At 28.0% G+C, this 20,000-nt stretch carries 21 protein-coding genes; 4 read left to right on the forward strand and 17 right to left on the reverse strand.

Annotation, left to right across the window (positions count from 1 at the left end):
- Window positions 1-47 precede the first annotated feature (47 nt).
- Together ACEXNK_RS14195 and ACEXNK_RS14200 are read right to left on the reverse strand one after the other, a co-directional pair.
- Entirely contained in the window at window positions 48-1,703 is a 1,656-nt protein-coding gene (locus tag ACEXNK_RS14195; protein ID WP_373599550.1) for a PTS transporter subunit EIIC, read from the reverse strand.
- Between the two features lie 247 nt (window positions 1,704-1,950).
- Window positions 1,951-2,790 carry a PRD domain-containing protein gene (locus ACEXNK_RS14200; RefSeq protein WP_373599549.1) on the reverse strand — a complete coding sequence of 280 codons (840 nt, stop codon included), beginning with the start codon at window positions 2,788-2,790 and terminating at the stop codon, window positions 1,951-1,953.
- 278 nt (window positions 2,791-3,068) lie between these two features.
- Between ACEXNK_RS14200 and fba the strand changes: the two genes are divergently transcribed.
- Entirely contained in the window at window positions 3,069-3,932 is an 864-nt protein-coding gene (gene fba, locus ACEXNK_RS14205; protein WP_373599548.1) for a class II fructose-1,6-bisphosphate aldolase, read from the forward strand.
- A gap of 61 nt (window positions 3,933-3,993) precedes the next feature.
- Here fba and rlmD read toward each other — a convergent pair whose 3' ends face one another.
- The 10 genes from rlmD to ACEXNK_RS14255 form a co-directional block, all read right to left on the reverse strand.
- A complete protein-coding gene (rlmD, locus tag ACEXNK_RS14210) occupies window positions 3,994-5,352 on the reverse strand; it encodes a 23S rRNA (uracil(1939)-C(5))-methyltransferase RlmD (protein ID WP_373599547.1) in 1,359 nt (452 codons plus the stop codon).
- Between the two features lie 23 nt (window positions 5,353-5,375).
- Window positions 5,376-6,098, reverse strand: coding sequence for a pseudouridine synthase (locus ACEXNK_RS14215; RefSeq protein ID WP_373599546.1), 723 nt, complete (start codon window positions 6,096-6,098; stop codon window positions 5,376-5,378).
- A gap of 16 nt (window positions 6,099-6,114) precedes the next feature.
- On the reverse strand, window positions 6,115-6,444 hold the full coding sequence (locus ACEXNK_RS14220; protein ID WP_373599545.1) for a DUF1904 domain-containing protein: 330 nt from the start codon (window positions 6,442-6,444) through the stop codon (window positions 6,115-6,117).
- 286 nt (window positions 6,445-6,730) lie between these two features.
- Window positions 6,731-7,207 (reverse strand): hypothetical protein, encoded by a 477-nt coding sequence (locus ACEXNK_RS14225; RefSeq protein ID WP_373599674.1) that lies wholly within the window; start codon window positions 7,205-7,207, stop codon window positions 6,731-6,733.
- A 36-nt stretch (window positions 7,208-7,243) separates the two neighbouring features.
- Entirely contained in the window at window positions 7,244-7,804 is a 561-nt protein-coding gene (locus tag ACEXNK_RS14230) for a 5' nucleotidase, NT5C type (protein ID WP_373599544.1), read from the reverse strand.
- Between the two features lie 152 nt (window positions 7,805-7,956).
- On the reverse strand, window positions 7,957-8,700 hold the full coding sequence (locus ACEXNK_RS14235) for a hypothetical protein (RefSeq protein WP_373599543.1): 744 nt from the start codon (window positions 8,698-8,700) through the stop codon (window positions 7,957-7,959).
- A gap of 73 nt (window positions 8,701-8,773) precedes the next feature.
- Complete coding sequence (locus tag ACEXNK_RS14240) at window positions 8,774-9,466, reverse strand: metallophosphoesterase (protein WP_373599542.1); 693 nt, start codon at window positions 9,464-9,466, stop codon at window positions 8,774-8,776.
- Window positions 9,467-9,519: 53 nt separating this feature from the next.
- Window positions 9,520-10,314, reverse strand: a complete 795-nt coding sequence (locus tag ACEXNK_RS14245; protein ID WP_373599541.1) for a GTP pyrophosphokinase — start codon at window positions 10,312-10,314, stop codon at window positions 9,520-9,522.
- A gap of 52 nt (window positions 10,315-10,366) precedes the next feature.
- Window positions 10,367-11,278: an MBL fold metallo-hydrolase gene (locus ACEXNK_RS14250; RefSeq protein ID WP_373599540.1), complete on the reverse strand. Its 912-nt coding sequence runs from the start codon at window positions 11,276-11,278 to the stop codon at window positions 10,367-10,369.
- 10 nt (window positions 11,279-11,288) lie between these two features.
- A complete protein-coding gene (locus ACEXNK_RS14255; protein ID WP_373599539.1) occupies window positions 11,289-12,017 on the reverse strand; it encodes a YkgJ family cysteine cluster protein in 729 nt (242 codons plus the stop codon).
- An 85-nt stretch (window positions 12,018-12,102) separates the two neighbouring features.
- Here ACEXNK_RS14255 and ACEXNK_RS14260 point away from each other — a divergent pair, with 85 nt between their 5' ends.
- Together ACEXNK_RS14260 and ACEXNK_RS14265 are read left to right on the forward strand one after the other, a co-directional pair.
- The gene (locus ACEXNK_RS14260; RefSeq protein ID WP_373599538.1) at window positions 12,103-12,351 is read left to right on the forward strand and encodes a hypothetical protein; all 249 of its coding nucleotides are present in this window, start codon (window positions 12,103-12,105) and stop codon (window positions 12,349-12,351) included.
- 248 nt (window positions 12,352-12,599) lie between these two features.
- A complete protein-coding gene (locus tag ACEXNK_RS14265; RefSeq protein ID WP_373599537.1) occupies window positions 12,600-12,941 on the forward strand; it encodes a hypothetical protein in 342 nt (113 codons plus the stop codon).
- A 120-nt stretch (window positions 12,942-13,061) separates the two neighbouring features.
- Here ACEXNK_RS14265 and adhE read toward each other — a convergent pair whose 3' ends face one another.
- A complete protein-coding gene (gene adhE, locus ACEXNK_RS14270; protein WP_373599536.1) occupies window positions 13,062-15,692 on the reverse strand; it encodes a bifunctional acetaldehyde-CoA/alcohol dehydrogenase in 2,631 nt (876 codons plus the stop codon).
- 244 nt (window positions 15,693-15,936) lie between these two features.
- Window positions 15,937-16,539: a DUF4230 domain-containing protein gene (locus tag ACEXNK_RS14275; protein ID WP_373599535.1), complete on the reverse strand. Its 603-nt coding sequence runs from the start codon at window positions 16,537-16,539 to the stop codon at window positions 15,937-15,939.
- 108 nt (window positions 16,540-16,647) lie between these two features.
- Between ACEXNK_RS14275 and ACEXNK_RS14280 the strand changes: the two genes are divergently transcribed.
- On the forward strand, window positions 16,648-17,595 hold the full coding sequence (locus tag ACEXNK_RS14280; protein ID WP_373599534.1) for a manganese-dependent inorganic pyrophosphatase: 948 nt from the start codon (window positions 16,648-16,650) through the stop codon (window positions 17,593-17,595).
- Window positions 17,596-17,846: 251 nt separating this feature from the next.
- Here ACEXNK_RS14280 and ACEXNK_RS14285 read toward each other — a convergent pair whose 3' ends face one another.
- The 3 genes from ACEXNK_RS14285 to ACEXNK_RS14295 all read right to left on the reverse strand — a co-directional run bounded on the left by ACEXNK_RS14285 (window position 17,847) and on the right by ACEXNK_RS14295 (window position 19,915).
- Window positions 17,847-18,371, reverse strand: a complete 525-nt coding sequence (locus tag ACEXNK_RS14285) for a peptidylprolyl isomerase (protein ID WP_373599533.1) — start codon at window positions 18,369-18,371, stop codon at window positions 17,847-17,849.
- Window positions 18,372-18,469: 98 nt separating this feature from the next.
- Window positions 18,470-19,066 (reverse strand): AAA family ATPase, encoded by a 597-nt coding sequence (locus ACEXNK_RS14290; RefSeq protein WP_373599532.1) that lies wholly within the window; start codon window positions 19,064-19,066, stop codon window positions 18,470-18,472.
- Window positions 19,067-19,165: 99 nt separating this feature from the next.
- The gene (locus ACEXNK_RS14295) at window positions 19,166-19,915 is read right to left on the reverse strand and encodes a patatin-like phospholipase family protein (RefSeq protein ID WP_373599531.1); all 750 of its coding nucleotides are present in this window, start codon (window positions 19,913-19,915) and stop codon (window positions 19,166-19,168) included.
- Between the last annotated feature and the right edge of the window lie 85 nt (window positions 19,916-20,000).

A 20,000-nucleotide genomic window follows, 5' to 3' on the forward strand; every position in this document is an offset into this window, starting at 1 on the left:
ATATGAAAAAAAGCCTTAAAGTAATATTACTTTAAGGCTTTTTAAATCTATCTTCCTAAGATTTTATTTATTTGTTGTTTATATGCATCAGCTTTTGCTCCATATATAACTTGTATTCCTTTTCCAACTTCCATTACTCCAACTGCACCTAAAGCTTTGAATTTATCTTTATCCACTTTAGATGTGTCTTTAACTTCTACTCTTAATCTAGTTATACATGCATCTACTGAAACTATATTTTCTTCTCCACCTAATGCAGCTAATACATATGGTGCATTTTCTTCTATTTCACTATTTGCTGATTTACCTTTACCTGCTTGGTAGTCAGCTTTTGTATATAATTTAGTTTCTTCTTCATTTTCATCTCTACCTGGAGTTTTTAAGTTAAACTTAAGTATTAAGAACTTAAATAAGAAGTAGTAAACTACTGCATATACAAGTCCAACCATTACAGCTTTTAACCAGTTAGTTGGTACTCCTGCTCCTGCTGGAAGTATACCAAATAATGAGAAGTCTATAAATCCTCCTGAGAATGTCATTCCTATGAATACATTTAGTAAATCCATTAATAAGAATGATAAACCTGCAAGTACACAGTGTACTGCATATAATACTGGTGCTACGAATAAGAATGTAAATTCTAACGGCTCAGTTATACCAGTTAAGAAAGATGTAACTGCTGCTGATAGTAATAAACTTCCTACAACCTTTTTCTTACTTGGAGCAGCTGTATGATACATAGCTAATGCTGCTGCAGGTAATCCAAACATCATGAATGGGAATTTACCAGCCATAAATCTTGTAGTTCCTGAAACTATCTCTGACATAGTTTGTGGTGAAGCTCCAACTATATCTTGCATACTTCCTAATTGTGCAAAGTATGCATAGTTTGCACCTTGAACAGTTTGCCAAGTTCCATCTATTAAAACATGCCCATCTACGAAAGAACCGAACCAGAATGGTGTATAGAATACATGGTGTAATCCAAATGGTATTAATGCTCTTTCTATTAATCCAAAGAAGAATGTTCCTATTATTCCTGCATTATTAACACCTAGTGCTATATATGCTATTCCATCTTGAACAAAAGGCCATACATATGCAAGTATTCCACCTACAACTGCCATTGCTAAAGATACTACTATAGGAACAAATCTTGATCCTGAGAAGAATCCTATAACTTGTGGTAACTGTATATTGTAATATTTGTTGTGTAAAGTAGCTGTAACTATACCTGTTATAATACCACCAAACACAGACATATTAAGTGTGTATATTCCTAATGTTGTAGTTACATATGTTGCATATTGAGCAGGAGTGCTATCTGGTGTTATAACACCTAGTTGAGTAACTCCTAATCCTAATAATACACTTATAACTTTATTCATTATTAAGAAACCAAATACTGAAGCTAATGCAGAAGTACCTTTGTCTTCTTTAGCAAGTCCTACTGCTGTACCTACTGCAAATAGTAGAGGTAAATTTCCAAATACTATATCTCCTACTCCTTGCATTATTTTTAATATTACAGTAACTGCTGGAATAGATACAAAACCTATAAGTGGTTGATATATAGCTGGTGCATTATCTAATGCCGCTATATTAAGTAAAGCCCCACCTACTCCTAGTAATATACCAGCAACAGGTAATGCAGCAATTGGAAGCATTATCGCTTTACCGATTCTTTGTAAAAATTGAAGCATCTTATAATTCCTCCTTATTTAACTTATTATGTGTAATTAAATTAAATTTAGTTAATATTACGTGCGTTATTACTATGATAAATAAAAAAGAGCTAAAATATTCATATTTTTAGGTACTATAAAAATAGTCCTATAAATAAAATATCTTAGCTCTTGCCTGCTTTACCAGTAACACGCTCATTTGTTTAAATTATGATTTTAGTATACCATGTAAATTATTCCTTGTAAACAGTTTCCCGACTTTTTTCTACATTTTTTTAGTCTTAGACATTAGTCTATCTATGTGTAATGCTATAAATCCTATTTCACTATCATTTAAAGCTATCGAATGATTATCATATAAATAATCACATAACATTTTTGATATATTATATGATTTTTGTAATTTTTCTTTTATATGATCTAGTAACATATTTTCTTCTGAAATACCTTTAATTGATCTATTTATAGCTAGTCTTAAATGTATTATAAGTCTGTTATAATAAATAGAATCTTTACTTATGTTTATATCTAGTTCATTTTCTAAAAAATCTATTGCTTCTTTTATTATCACGGCTTGCTTTGCACTATCTACAACCTTAGTTTTATTTAGTATTCCATTTATATGCATAGTAACAAAAGCTACTTCATCTTCCGTAAGTTTTATATCTAATGAATTGTTTATAAAATCAACTATTTTTTTAGCTAAGTTCCATTCATATTCATACAAAGCTTTTAATTCTGATTTAAATTGATTCTCTAAATATATATCATCATAATATCTTTCTATAGCAAATACTAAGTGATCTAGTAATGCCATATGTGACTTATTGTTTATATCTAATTGTATGCTACTATCTAATGCTGATAAACTTTCCGTAGCTACACCTATGAAACTTGGATTAATGTTATTATATAATTCCTCTAAATTTTTATATCTATCTTCATTTATAACAAATATCTTTTCTATTTTATCTACTTTTGTAAAAATAGAATCAACAGTTGCTTTAAATCCAATTCCACTTCCTACCAAAATGTACTCTTTATTATTGCTTTCTTCAATACATAAAATAACATTATTATTAAAGCTTTTTATAATTCTGTACATATATTCCCTCCTTAGCTATAAATTGTATGAGAGTTTGCTTAAATACTGTTTTCCCTTATATAATATACAATATTTCCTTCTTTTAGTATACCTGTTTATTTGTATTAACTATAAACTTTAAAGAATATTTAAATTTTTTTATAAAATTAGTTTAACTTTAAATCTAATTTAATATTTTATTTTCATTTTTCATTTTTTAGGGTATAATAGGCATTAGATATATACATAACTTTTTAACAATGTTGTTAAAAGTTAATTTTCTTATGGAGGTTTTTAATATGTTAGTTTCAGCTAAAGAAATGTTAAACAAAGCTAGAGAAGGTAAGTATGCTGTTGGTCAATTCAACATAAATAACTTAGAATGGACTAAAGCGATATTACTTACAGCTCAGGAAAACAATTCTCCAGTTATATTAGGGGTATCTGAAGGTGCTGGTAAGTATATGGGAGGATATAAAACTATAGTTGGTATGGTTAATGGTATGTTAGAAGAATTAAACATAACTGTTCCAGTTGCTCTACACTTAGACCACGGTAGTTATGAAGGAGCTTTAAAAGTAATAGAAGCAGGATTCTCTTCTGTTATGTTTGATGGTTCTCACTATTCTATAGAAGAAAATATAGCTAAGACAAAAGAAGTTTTAGAAATAGCTCATGCTAAAGGAATATCTGTAGAAGCTGAAGTAGGTTCTATAGGTGGAGAAGAAGATGGTGTTGTTGGTGCTGGTGAAGTTGCTGACCCTAATGAGTGTAAATTAATAGCTGATTTAGGTGTTGATATGTTAGCTGCTGGTATAGGTAATATACATGGTCAATATCCAGAAAATTGGGCAGGATTAAACTTTGATGCTCTAGAAGCTATAAATAACGCTACAGGGGATATGCCATTAGTTTTACATGGTGGAACTGGTATACCTGCTGAAATGATACAAAAGGCTATATCTTTAGGGGTATCTAAAATAAATGTTAATACTGAGTGTCAATTAGCTTTCGCTGCTGCTACTCGTAAATATATAGAAGATGGAAAAGACTTACAAGGTAAAGGTTTCGACCCTCGTAAAGTTTTAGCTCCAGGATTTGAAGCTATAAAAGCTACAGTTAAAGAAAAAATGGAATTATTCGGTTCTATAAACAAAGCTTAATTAATATATAAAAAGCTATCTCTTAATTGAGATAGCTTTTTTGTATAAATTCAATTTATTATTAATTTTTCTTTTGTATCTTAACTACTGTTTCAACATGAGGAGTGTTAGGGAACATGTCCATTAGCTTAACTTTTTCTACCTCATATCCATATTTCTTAAACTCAACTAAATCTAAAACTAATGTCTTAGGATTGCAAGATATATAAACTATTTCTTTTGAATCAAAATTAGCAATATCTCTTATAGCATCTTTATGAACTCCTGGTCTTGGAGGGTCAACTATTATTATATCTGGTTTAGCTTTTAACTTATTTACAGTTTTAGCAACATCTCCTGCTATAAATTCACAGTTAGTTAGTCCATTTAACTTAGCATTTTTATTAGCTGCATCTACAGCTTCTTCTATTAATTCTATTCCATAAACCTTTTTAGCTTTACCTGCCATAACTTGTCCTATTGTACCTGTTCCACTATATAAGTCAAATACAACCTTATCATTGTGCTCTCCAACAAACTCTCTAGCTATTTTATATAATTCTTCAGCTCCTTTAGTGTTTGTTTGGAAGAATGAGAATGGAGATATTTTAAACTTAAGACCTAATAACTCTTCTTGTATATAATCTCTTCCATGTAAAACCATTAACTCATCGCAGTTAACTGCGTCTGCTAATCCATCATTTATAGTGTGTAATATACTTACTAATTCTGCTTCTAACCCTAATGATAATAACATTTCTTTATACTCTGTCATATCAAAATCTTCTTGAGACGAAGTTACAATGTTTACCATCATTTCATTTGTATTTATACCTTTTCTAACTACAAGGTTTCTTAAATATCCCTTATGGTTCATATTTCTATAGTAAGGAACTTTTTTATCATTAAAATATTCTACTGTAGAAGTTAACACTTTTATAAAGTCATTATCAACTAAGTAGCATCCATCTACTGTTAATATATCTATATGTTTTCCTTTTTTATGAAGACCTAATGTTAAAGGACCATCCTTCATTTCATCTCCAAATGTATACTCCATCTTGTTTCTATATTCTTTTTGCTTAGGACTTCTTTCTATACCTTGAAAATTAAATCCAAATATATCTTGTTCTAAAAATAAATCCATAACTTGTCTTTCTTTTATTTCAACCTGCTTATCATAAGGAACTGATAACATACTACATCCACCACATACGTTAAAATGTTTACATGGTGTTTCTGTTTCTAAAGGTGAATTTTCTAATAGTTCAAGCATCTTAACTTCAGCCTTAGCACTTCTAGCTTTCTTTACTGATGCTCTTACCTTTTGACCTGTTATTCCACCTTTCATATGTATATCTCTTTTTCCTAAACGACTTATAGAGTTTCCTCCAAATTCCATTTTATCTATTTCAAATTCTATGATATCTCTTCTCTTCACGCTTTTATCCTCCGTATTTAAGACTATCTTTGTTCTATAAGCTTTATTTCTTCTTCTGTTAGTTCTCTATATTCACCTAAAGCTAAATTATTATCTAACTTTAATCCTCCCATAGATATTCTTTTTAAATAAGTTACTTTTTTATCTACACTTTCAAACATTCTCTTAACCTGATGGAATTTTCCTTCATGTATTGTAAGTTCTATTTCTGAAATTTCTCCACTTTCAAGTATTACAAGCTCTGCTGGCATAGTTTCATATCCATCATCTAGTACTACTCCACCTTTAAAAGCTTCTATATCTTTTTCTGTTACAACTCCATCTATCTTAGCATAATAAGTTTTAGGCACATGACTCTTTGGAGCTAGTACCCTATGTGCTAATTGTCCATCATTTGTTAATACTAATAATCCTTCTGTATCCTTATCTAATCTTCCAACTGGAAAAGGTTCAAATACTAAAAACTTTGAGTCTATTAAATCAAGTACTATAGGATCATATTTATCAAAAGTCGCAGATATATATCCATCTGGCTTGTTTAACATAATATATACGTACTCTTTGTAATCAATAGTTTCTCCATCAAATACAATAATATCTTTATCTGTATCAACTTGAAGTCCTGGATTATTTTCAATTTTTCCGTTAACTCTAACTAATCCTTTTTTGCAATCTCTCTTAATCTCTGCTCTACTTCCATAACCTAAGTTTGAAAGTACTTTATCTAAACGTTGCTTTTTAGCCATAGATTATCCCTACCTTTTAGAAGTGTTCTCCATTTTCATAGTATTTTTCTTTTTCAAATACTGTAAATGCCAAGTCCATGCTTTCCACATTTAAGTTTTCTCTTATACTATCTGTTATTATTTTTGCTACAGTGTCTTGTACTTCTTGTCCTCTATCAAACCATGCAACTTCTACAAAAGGATATACATCTGCTATTTTACCTTCTCTTATAGCTACTGATTTTATACATTCAATTTCAAAATAATCTCTTGGGCATTTTACTGCATCAACTAATCTATCAACCATGTTTTCACTTATCTTACATATATCATTTTCATTTATTCCTCTTATTTTTATTTGTGGCATATTTGTCATCCTTTCTTTTAATTATTTTTATACTTTATATAAGTATTATTATACTTTTAATTTTTCCTTATTACAATTTATGCTTTTTTACATCATAAAAAAGTCGCTTCGCTCCTGTCGCCAACGACTTCGTCCGTTGCTCAAAATGTCATTTTTTACTTTCTCCAATATATGGGTATACCTATACTCCATAAGTTATCTACACATATTTATTAATCATAAATTTCTTAATCGTAAAAATAGGGCTATCTTAAATATACTTTTAAGACATCCCTACTAAGTACTTTTAACTATAAAACTTAGATGCTCCATTTAATTGTTTTTTAGCTAATATATCAGCTAAACTAGTTAATGATGCTATACCTATCGCTTTAAAACTTATTACAAATACTAATTTAAAATCAGTAAATGTATCATCTATACTATAAACGTTAAAAAAACATCTTATACTATCATCTTTATAGATTTCTCTCAAATCTGACTCTATCTCATCTGTAATATCTTTTACAACCGCTCTTACATCGTCAAATAAAATTTGAATATCATCAAGCTTAGCCTCTTCACCTAATTCTTCTAACAATTCATTTATTTCATCTATTGAAAATATACCATCATCTAATTGACAATCAAAAGCCATAACTTTATCTTCTTTTATATTATTAGATATATCTTGAACGCTAGTAAAATCTTCACGTTTACCTAATATGTCTCTTATATCTTTACTTTTTATATTTAGGGTTTCTTCTTTTTGTTTTAGTTTCACTTCTAACAATTACTTACCTCCCCCTATTTTTAATATTTATTTCATATTAATTATGAATTCTTTTATATCATTCCAATTTTTAACTCTTATTATATTATCATTTATAACATCTTTATTATAGTTATTTTCTATTAATAGTACAGTTAATCCTTCCTCAGCTAATTGGATTGCATTTGTAGGATTATCTTCTATAAATATATTACATTCTAATTCCCTAGCTTTTTTAACTTTGTAATCACTACCTAATAGGTGTACATCTATATCACCTAATTCATTATCTTTTAACCAAGTTTTAGTAATACTTTCAAGTATCTCACTTCTAGCTGTTACAAAATATAGATTATGATTTTCATAAAGTTCTTTTATAATTTCTTTTGCACCTTCCACTACTACAGCTTCACTATATGCATGTATGAAATCTGAGTGAAATGACTTTAATAAATCATCTAGCTCTACTTCATATAATTCTTCTAACTTATGTGTTATACATTCATCCTCTTTTACTTGTTTATTATACATATCATTCAAATACGGAATAAAATGATATGGGTTAGTTATTGTTCCATCTATATCTATACATATATTTAATTTAATCATCTCTACCTCCAAATGTTGCCTCTATATTATACAGTTAAGACATTATAACATATTCAATTATATAAATCAAAATACTACTGTATACTATATGTATATATGCAAAAAAGCTTGTATATATACAAGCTTTTTTTGTTTCACGATAAACATTTTATCTATATTTCTTTTATAATGTCCAAAAACTTTTCTATTTCTATATCTGATAATCGTAAGTATTCTTTTATTTCACTTATATATTTAAGATTTTTACTGTCTATCAAGTCTTCTGCACATTCCATAGCTTTTCCTCTAAGTATATATGCTTTTTGTACACATATTTTTGAAGTTTTCAGCTTTTCAGTATCTTCTTTATTTGAAAGATTTGGAACTTCCATGTTTTCATATATACTAACAACTTCATTACACATATCTTTAGTATAAGAAACATGATCTTTCGCAGTTTTTATTGATTTTAAACTTAAATCTAATTTTTTCATATCAGGCATACATTCTCTCATTGGAATCAATGCTTTTCTTTCTATATCATATATATCCGTTTTAAACTCTTTTATAATTTCTTCATCACTTTTTTTATTTTCCTGTATTTCTTTATTTAAATCTTCTTTAGCCTCTATATTTATAGTTTCTTTTGATATATAAATTTCTTTTTGTTCATGTATTTTTTCATCTTCACGCTTTGATAATTCTTCATGCTTTTCATCAATCGCGAATTTCCTGTTATCTAAAATATGCTCCATTTTATTTAATGTACTTATATATATGTTACTAATTACTATAACACTGGCAACTACCATATACATACTTCCATATATACTAGCTCTCTTAAAATCCTTCTTATTTTTAAATAGAATTACTATAGGTAGTATATATAAAATTAAAATTACTAATGTCCATCTCACATTAACAACTCCTTTACCTAAATTTAGTATATTAGGCTAAATATATCCTATAGTATTTACCATATTCTATTAATTAATCCATAATTTTTATTAAATTAAAATCTACATAGTCACATGATACTAATTTATACTCTACTCCTTCATGAATTCCTTCTAATCCCATTTTGAAAGATTCCTTTCCATGAAGATGTCCATATATAACTTTTTCAACATTATATTGTTCATATATATCTGTAAATATTGATGGTTCCAATTTATCATTAGTGGGAGGGTAATGTGTAATTACTATTGTTTTTTTTAATCCTGCTTTTCTAGCTGCCTCTAATGAAAGTTTTAATCTATGAGCTTCTCTTTTATAAATTTTTTCATCTTCTTCAGTGAACTTAACTTCATTAGGACATATCCATCCTCTTGTTCCACATATAGCATAATCTTTGTAAGAGTAAAAATTATTTTGTAAAAAGCTCATATCATCATAAAGTTTATTAAGTTTAGTTACTGTAGTCCACCAATAATCATGGTTTCCCTTCACATATATCTTTTTTCCTGGTAATTCATGAATAATATTTAAGTCTGCTTCAGCTTCCTTCATATTAATACCCCAAGATGTGTCTCCAACTATTAAAACTGTATCATCTATATTAACTGTGCTTTTCCAATTACTTATTATTCTTTCTTGATGATTTTCCCAGTTATCTCCAAATATATTCATAGGTTTATTAACTGCAGTTGAAAAATGTAAATCTCCTATTGCATATAAACTCATATTAATATCCTTTCTGTCTTATCTATTTAAAAATAAAAAAAGAAGTGAGATTATTACTCTCTTCTTTTTTTATTATACCCTTCTAACAAAGTATCTATCTCTTTTTTTAGAGCTATTATTTCAGTTATATCTCTTTCATTGTCTATTTTATCTAATCTTCTTTGATATAATATAGCTTTGTGAGTTTCACCTAAATCATACAACTCTTGTATCTTTCCTAGTACATCTCTAACTGTTATAGATTTTACTTGATACATAACTTGAGCTTTCATTATATGTTCTCTTATTTCACTCATTTCTTGATCTAGTAAAAATGCCGCATCAGCTGCTCTTCTTAATCTCATAGCTAAATCTTCTGGTATGTAATGTTCATATTTATATTTAAGTGAATGTTCTATAGTAGCCCAAAAATTCATCGCTAATGTTCTAATTTGTATTTCACATAATACTTCTTTATATCCTTGTGCCGTATTTATAGGATACCTTATTATTACATGATAACTTCTATATCCACTATCTTTAAAATTTGCTATATAGTCTTTCTCATAAACTATTTCCATATCATTTCTCGATTTAATAAGTTCTACTATAGTATATATATCCTCAACAAACTGGCACATTATTCTTATTCCAGCTATATCTTCCATATCGTCCAGATCTGAAATATCTAATCTTTTTGCTTTAGATATTATAGATGAGATTTTCTTTGTTCTTCCAGTTACAAATTCAATTGGAGAGTACTCTCCTCTTTTCAAAAACTCTTTTCTTATGTTTTTAAGTTTTACTTTTAGCTCTTCTACAGCGTGTTCATAAGGAACAAGTATCTTATCCCACTTTTCGTATTCCATTATTTCTCACCCTTTATTTTAGTATTTGCCAACTCCTATATTTTAACATAATTTATAATGTTTTTGTACAATAAAGAATATCCCCTTCAAATAGTTCGCATTCTATTTCACCTAATTTTATTAAGTAACTTATAATACCAACTACTGTTGACTTAAAAAAATGATATTCTTTATAGTTATAACTTAATTTGTTGTCAGTTAGTATTGTTTTCAGTATTACTTCTAAAGTTTTAGGATTATTAGTTATATTTCTCACTTGATTTATATATTTATTTACACATAATTTGTGTTTTTTTATTAAATCTAAAGTTTCTTTTTTATTTAGAATATTTCTTCCATGTCCTAGTACTACATAATTAAAATCAATATTTTTTATTAAATCTAAAGTATTTAAATATTCCTCTATATCAAATAAAAATAGTAAATCAAATTTATTTAAAAGCTCGTCTCCTATCAATGCATCGCCTACAAAAAAAACTTTGTCTTCAGTTAGAACTCCTATTGATCCTATCGTATGCCCCTTTAATTCTATTATTTCTATATTCTTATCGTTTATATTTAAAATTCCAGGATTTACTACTTTATCTATTTTCACAGGCTTCATATTTCTATTTATCAATATATTTTCTAATATATTATTAGTATTACCACCCATAATATAGCTTGCAAATAAAATAGGATTATCTATATAAATTTTACTATACTCACTCGACATATTAATTGCCTCTGTATATCTTTCCTTAAATTGATATCCTGCACCATAGTGATCATTATGTTCGTGAGTATTTATTATCCACTTTACTTCTATGCCTTCTTTTTCTAAGTCTCTTATTATATTTCTAGGTCTAACTCCCGGTAATCCTGGATCTATTATTAAAGCACTTTTGTCATTAAATAAATATAATCCTGTGTTAGTTCCGCCTCTTATATAAAAAGAGTTTCCATATACATTTAATAGTCTCATTAGAATCACCTTATAATAATATTTTTTTCAATCTCTTTAATGCTGTATTTCTAATATTTTCATCTTTAGATACCTTTACTTTTATATCATATGCTACTTTTTCATGCAGTAGCGATTCTATAAAGTATTCAACAATCCCTCTATCTTTAAATTCTATATCAATTACTCCACTTGCATATATTTTAGAATCTAATATCATTAATGAATCTGCAAAGCTTAGTCTTTCTTCCTTCTCTAGATATCTTTCATGAGGCTTAAAATCTTCACAATAATTTATTTTATAATTTACCACTTCTTCATTAACTTCTATTCCATATTCATTTTTTATCAAATTAGCATATTCTTTATTTCTTTTGTTTATATTTTTTAAATTGCTATTATAATCATTTTTTGTCCAATGCCCATATATTCTACAATTAAGAGGTCTAACTTCATATATTAAACATCTATTGTCATCATCTTTAAATGGGCATGAATTTTTCTTAACATACTCTAGCATATAATAATCTATAACTTTATCTAAACATCTCTTTCTCAATTCTTCTTTGTTTTGCAAATACCTATATATATTTATAAACTCAACTAAATTTATTCCTACAGATTCCATACAACAACTTCCGCACCCTGTACAATTTCCACTTGGTACAGTACTGTATATTTGATTTAATTCATTAATTAAACTATTTTCTTGTGTAAACTCTATACTTTTCTCTATATCAATCTTTTTTAGGGTAGCCATTATTATTACTCCTTGTTATAATTATTAGGTTAATACAAACAATTATTATAACACATTTTTTTGAAACTTATAGGAGGGCTTTTATATGAATAGATATACTAAAGTTATAAATATGATGGAAAGTTACTATACAAAAGACTACGAAAAAAAGAAAAAGAACGTAACTAAAATTAGAGAAGTAAGAGAGGAAACTGTTAGAAAGTTTTTCTTACAAGGAAATTGCGAGGTTTTAGTTATTCTAGAAGATAGCGACAGAGAAATATTAATAGATGATTTTTCTCCTGAGGAAGATATAAGAAAATACTTAGGTCCTAAGTTTGTAAATAAAAGATAAACTTTATATTCCTCATAATTATTAATTGGAGAAGATTTTTAATTTTTTTACTTTTTGTGTATAAAAAATTTAATAGAGTTAATAATACTAATATATAAACAATATTTAACTCAATCTCCCCCAATTATGAGCTTTCGTTCCCCCGATGAAAGCTCTTTTTTTATTTATAAATAAATTTAAATTGTTTTCTATCTACATTATTTAGGGTATAATATTTTATTAACTAATTTATTAAGGAGTTGTTGCTTATGCTAAAGATAGGAAACTTAAACTTAGATACAGATTTTGACTATAGAATTATTAGAGAAGATGAAAATGATATTGATTTATTTATAGATATTAATTATAGAAGTGTTGATGTAAATTGTGATAAAGACAATTTATTTGCTTCTAGACTTCAATTTCCATTTGTTCGATCTATGATACTTAGATTAAACAAATTAAATAATATTTTAACTGTTCATTTTATGAGAGATATAGATTTGTTTTCTGCATTTGCAAACTTCGAAATCGATTGTACTGATTCTTGTATTAATATTAAAAATCAAAATGAAAAAGTTATATTTGGTAAAGATAAATTATCTATTTAAAACTTGTCCTTTAAATAATAAGGGGGCCTTAATAGGCCCCTTTATTTTTATATCTTTAATCAAAGTATAGTATATAATTTTATAGTAGTCAATTTATTTTTCTGAAAATTCTAATTATTTTTATTTCTTATCTATTTTACCAAAAGCTGTTATATATATTTCTTTTAATTCAGATACTAATGGGTATCTAGGATTAGCTGGTGTACATTGATCATCAAATGCATCTAATGCTAATTTATCAACTGATGCCATGAATTCTTTTTCACTAACTCCACACTCAGCAATTGTTTTTGGTATATTTAGCTCAACTAATAAATTGTTTACTGCATCTATTAAGCTCTTAACACCTTCTTCAGTAGTTGTAGATTTAAGTCCTAAATATTTAGCTATCTCTGCATATTTCTTATCTGCAATAAACTCTTTATATTTAGGGAATGCAGCAAACTTTGTTGGCTTAGTTGCGTTATATTTTATTACATGAGGTAATAATATTGCATTTGATCTACCATGAGGTATATGGAACTCTCCACCTAACTTATGAGCTAATGAGTGATTTATTCCTAAGAATGCATTTGCAAATGCCATACCTGCCATACATGATGCATTATGCATTTTTTCTCTAGCTTCTTTATCGCTACCATCTTTATAAGCTCTTGGAAGATAATCAAATACCATTTGTATAGCTTTTATAGCCAATGCATCTGTATAATCCGTAGCCATAACTGATACGTATGCCTCTACTGCATGAGTTAATACATCTACTCCTGTATCTGCTGTAACTGCTTTTGGAACAGTCATTACAAAATTTGGATCTATTATAGCCACATCAGGTGTTAACTCATAGTCAGCTAAAGGATATTTTATATTATTAACCTTATCTGTAACAACTGCGAAAGATGTTACCTCTGAACCAGTTCCTGAAGTTGTAGGTATAGCTACTAATTTAGCTTGTCTTCCTAATTTAGGGAATTTAAATACTCTTTTTCTAACATCCATAAATCTTAATCTTAAATCATCAAAGTCTATTTCAGGATTTTCATAGAATAACCACATTCCTTTAGCAGCATCCATTGAAGACCCTCCACCTAGCGCTATTATAGTATCTGGCTTAAATTGTCTCATTTTTTCTGCACCATTTAATACTGTATCTACTGATGGATCTGGTTCTACATCTGCAAAAACCTCTATCATAACAGGATTTCTTCTCTTTCTTAAATGGTAAGTTAATTTATCAACATATCCTAGTTGTACCATCATTCTGTCTGTAACTATCATAACTCTATTTGTATCTGCTATTTTTTCTAAATAACTAACTGATCCAAATTCATGGTAAACTCTTTCTGGAATTCTAAACCATTGCATGTTATTTCTTCTCATAGTAACTTTTTTAACATTTATTAAGTTTACCGCTGATACATTGTCTGTTGTTGAGTTATTACCCATAGATCCACATCCTAACGTTAATGATGGCATATTTACATTATATATATCACCTATTGCTCCATGAGTAGAAGGTGCATTTACTAGTAATCTACCTGTTCTAACCTTTTTACCAAATTCTAATATTACATCATCATTGTTTGAGTGTATAACAGCTGAATGTCCTAACCCTCCAAACTCAGTCATTTCTACACATTTTTGTATTCCACCCTTATAGTCTTTAACTTTATAACAAGCTAATACCGGGCTTAATTTTTCTTTAGATAATGGGTAATCATACCCTACCCCTTCAAGTTCTGCGATTAATATTTTTGCATTTTTAGGTGCATTTTTTATTCCTGCCATTTGAGCTATTTTATAAGCGCTTTGCCCAACTATTTCTGCATTTATAGTGCAAGTTTCCTTATTTATAACTAGTCCTTCTAATAATTTCTTTTCTTCTTTATTTACAAAGTAGCAATCATACGCTTTCATTAAGCTTACTACTTCATCATATATTTCTTCATCTATTATAACTGCTTGCTCTGAAGCACATATCATTCCATTGTCAAATGTCTTTGATAATATTAAATCATTTACTGCTTGTTTTACATCAGCAGTTTTTTCTATATAACAAGGTACGTTTCCTGCTCCAACTCCTAATGCTGGTTTCCCAGAAGAGTATGCAGCTTTAACCATACCTGGTCCCCCTGTTGCTAGTATTAATGATACTCCATCATTTTTCATAAGTGCATTTGAAGCTTCTATAGAAGGTTCTTCTATCCATTGAATGCAGTTTTCTGGTGCTCCTGCTTCTATAGCAGCATCTCTTACTATTTTTGCAGCTTCTGCTGAACACTTTTGAGCTGATGGATGGAAGCTAAATATTATTGGATTTCTACTTTTCATTGCTATTATAGATTTAAACATTGTTGTTGAAGTTGGATTTGTAACCGGTGTAACCCCTGCTATAACACCTATAGGTTCTGCTATCAATTTATAATTTTCTTCTTCATTTTCTTCTATAACTCCAACTGTTTTGTTATATTTTATACTATTATAAACATATTCTGTTGCGAATATATTTTTAGTTACCTTATCTTCAAAAACTCCTCTTTGAGTTTCATCAATAGCCATTTGAGCCAATTCTATATGCTTATCAAGCCCCTTTTTTGCCATTTCTTTAACAATCTTATCTACAGCTTCTTGGTCCAGTTTAAGCATTTCTTCTTTTGCCTTATTAGCTTTCTTAACTAGCACATCTACTTTTTCACTTGCTGTTAAGTCTTTCTTTGCATCCATATTTAATACTTTTTTAGCTTCTTTAGTCATTTTAAAATCCTCCCAAGATATGATTTATTTATATCAATGTTAGTTATTTAACAATCTTTCTGTTTATATAATATACCTACGTTATTTTTTTGTCAATATATTTTGTTATTTTTTTATCTATTTTTAAATATTTTTTTATATCGTATTTAATATCCTAATTTTAAATAAAAATTCCTATATTTTCATACAAAAAAATGATAATAATTATATTTTTTTAAAAATATAATTATTATCATAAACTTAATCATTGACTAAAATTTATCAAAACGTTTTCATATCCTAAATCTTTTAAACTTTTCTCCAAACTAACTTTTATCCCTTCCTGTATTTCTTTCATAAAACCTTCTTTTATAACCTTTTCTTCATACTCTTTCTTACTATTAGCTAATTCTTCAATTACTTCATTTACTTGAACCTTATTAAATAATGCATTTTTTATATCATAAACATAAATATTATTCTCATCTATATAATGATCTATAATGCTACATTTTGATATATCTACTGTTATAGAATTTCTAGTATTATTTGATATGCTAATATCTTTTGCATTAACTCCACCCTTTATTATTCCATTGTATTTTATAATGAATGATTTTTCTGTAAAAGGGATCTTTATATTTTTAAAGCTTTTATCTTTAGTTATCGTTGTTATATTACTGTAATTATATTTAGATGTTGAAATTTCTACTACTTCTTCTATTGTATTTAATACTTTAGATGTATCTTTTGGTGGCTTTTCGGAAAAAATCATTCCTGAGGATATAATTATTCCAGATATAATTCCAAACATTATAAATAATACTATGATCTTATTCTTATTATTTTTTTTATATTTTTGTAACAAAATTTAGCCTCCTTTTGATATAATATAAGTTACGATTAAAAGGTTAACAATTTGTAGTTTAAACAAATTAATACATAAATTTTTTCAAATATGAAAGGAGATTTTATAATGACTTTATTAGTTTTCGGTCATAAAAATCCTGATACAGACTCAATCTGTTCAGCAATATCATTAACATACTTAAAAAATCAATTAGGACAAACTGCTAAAGCTTATGCTTTAGGAGAAGTTAGAAAAGAAGCTCAATTCGCTTTAGATTATTTTAAAGTTGATGCTCCAACTGTAATAACTTCTATATCAAATATATGCAATGAAGATACTAACTTATTACTAGAAGGTAAAGCTAAAGTTGTATTAGTTGACCACAATGAATACGGACAAAGTATAGATGGTTTAGAAGATGCAGAATTAGTAGAAGTAGTTGACCATCATAAATTAGGTGGTATGAAAACAGATACTCCTTTATCAATGAGATTAATGCCCGTTGGATGTACTTGTACAATAGTAACTCAAATGTTTAAAGAAAATAATGTTGAAATACCTTATGAGATAGCAGGTCTTTTAATGTCTGCTATATTATCTGATACATTATTATTTAAATCTCCAACAACTACTGAAATGGATAAAAAAGCAGTTGAAGAGTTAAATAGTATAGTAAAATTAGATGTTGAAAAATACGCTATGGATATGTTCAAAGCTGGTACATCTTTAGATGGATTTACTGTTGAAGAAATAGTAAATATGGACTTCAAACCATTCGATATGGAAGGTAAAAAAGTAGGAATAGGGCAAGTATTCACTTTAGATATAGATGCTGTTCTTAATAAGCAAGATGAATTTTTAAGTTATATAAACGGTACTGACTTTGATATGTTATTATTAGCAGTTACTGATATAATAAAAGAAGGTTCTTATTTAATATACAAAGCTGAAGATAAAATAATATCTGATGCATTTAATGTGGAAGCAGCTCAAGGAGTATTCGTTGAAGGTGCTGTTTCAAGAAAGAAACAATTAGTTCCAAACTTAACTGAATCAGTTAAAAAAAATATATAATTAAATAAAACACTGAAAACACAAAAAGAGATTCTTAAATTTTAAGAATCTCTTTTTTATGTTATGCTTTTGAGGTTTTGTAAAAAATTCGCTTCGCTTGAGCCACTGCGTGTGCGAACCACTTCATGTCGCCAACGACTTCGTCCGTTGCTCAAAATGTCCTTTTTTACTTTTACCAAAACATTGGTATGACTATGCTTTATAAGTTATTCACAGATATTTGTTAAGCATAATTTCTTTAGCGTAAAAAATTACATCTTTTCTACGTCAGAGTAATCTTTTCCAAATGTTTCAACAGTAACTTTTTTCATTACTTGTGGAGTTTGAGGCTTATCCATTCTATCAGTTTTAACTGAAGCTATTTCATCTACAACTTCGATTCCCTCTATTATTCTTCCAAATGATGCATATTGTCCATCTAAGTGTGGAGAATTAGCATGCATTAAGAAGAATTGTGATCCAGCAGAGTTTGGAGCCATAGTTCTTGCCATTGATATTACTCCTCTTTCATGCTTTAAATTATTAGTGTGTCCATTTTGAGTGAATTCTCCTTTTATAGAGTATCCTGGTCCACCCATTCCATTTCCATTAGGGCATCCACCTTGTATCATAAATCCAGGTATAACTCTATGGAATGTTACTCCATCATAGTATCCTGATTCTACTAAAGATACAAAGTTTTTAACAGTGTTTGGAGCTATATGTGGATATAACTCAACTTTTATTTGTTTCCCATTTTCCATTTCTATAGTTACTATAGGATTTTTATTTTCCATCGTATGTACTTCCTTTCTTATTAACTTTATATTTCATTTTATATTATATACTAATAATATAAAAAAATCACAAAAATAAGCTACTTAATTTCAGTAGCTTATTTTTCATCTTGTGCATCTAATAATGCAGTTTCTTTATAATCTATATCTAATAACTCTAATATTTGTTTAGCTCTATCTTTTGTAGATCCTGAAACTTCAATATAATTTATATTTTCAGCTTTTAAGAAACTTAATATAGCTTCATCAATTTGAATAGCTATACTTTCATCTTGCCATCTTACTCCATCTTTAACATATCCAAATTCTCTAGGAACATAAATTATCATGTCGTAGTTTTGCATATCTTCTATAGCTAAGCAATATAAATCTTTTAATATTTGTATTTCTTTTTTAGTTCTTTGTCTATCACCTAGCATAAATCTACCATATATGTAAGGTACAAATGTAGCATAATCTGTAAGTGCATAGTCAAAACCTGATAAATCATCTTCTATTTTCTTTTGACCTAAGTATATTCCATATTGTTCAGATATAGTTTCAATCATTCCCTTGTCTCTTAAGTAATCAGTTGAGTATTCTAGTGCATACCCTACATCTAAACCTGCTATTTTCATTTCAACATATAAATGTTGTATTAATGTTGTCTTTCCACATCTAGGTCCACCTAGTACAGCAATTCTTTTAGTTGCCATAATTTATATCAACTCCATATTTTTTATTTCAAAATCAGAACCTTTTTATTATACTAATATTCGACATTTTATTCAATATTTTTAGGATAATTCTATTATTTACAAAGCAATGTCTATATTTTTAGCTATTTCATAACCTTCATTGAATATGGATTTACAAAACTCACCTTCAAAATTTAGAGTTGCATTCTTATCAAATGGAGTTTTTCTTTTAATTACAATTATATTTTCCTCATCATATATAGCCTTCATTTCTTCTGGTATTTCATAATCATGTTTCATACTGATTATTATTATTTTATCCATTTTTTCATCTATTAACGGTTTTATAAGTACATTATTTAATAATCCTCCATCCAACTTATATCCATCGTATAACCCTTCCATTAAATCCTTTCCAAACTGTTCAAATGGCTTTAGCTCTTTTGATGGTCTATAAGGTAGCAATGAACTATATTTTATACACATTAGACCTTCTTCATAACTTAATTTTGAGATATCCACTATTTTTTCTTCCATTTTTGAATCTGAAACCTCTACATAGTTGATATATAAGGGTTTCATTGATTTTGAATTGTTAGTTAGTGTTCTTAATACGTCAATAGCCAAAGAGTTATCCACAGTGTTATCTATTATTTGGACACCGTTTTCACCAATTGTCTGAATATTTATCCACATTTCCTTTAACTTGTTAACATTTTCTGTGAATATAAAATATCCATTTATAGCACCTATAGATGTGCCTGATACAACATCAAATTTTAATCCTTTTTCATATAATCCATATATAACACCTGCTTGAAATGCTCCTTTAGCTCCTCCGCCTGCTAAGCATAATCCTAATTTCATTTAAACCAACTCCTCTTTTATTATATTGTTATTTATTATTGTAAATAATTTTAGGGGGATGTTTAAAAGTTTATAACCTTTTATA

Origin of the sequence: Paraclostridium bifermentans, from assembly GCF_964259345.1 — a bacterium.
Taxonomy (GTDB): Bacteria; Bacillota; Clostridia; order Peptostreptococcales; family Peptostreptococcaceae; genus Paraclostridium; species Paraclostridium bifermentans_B.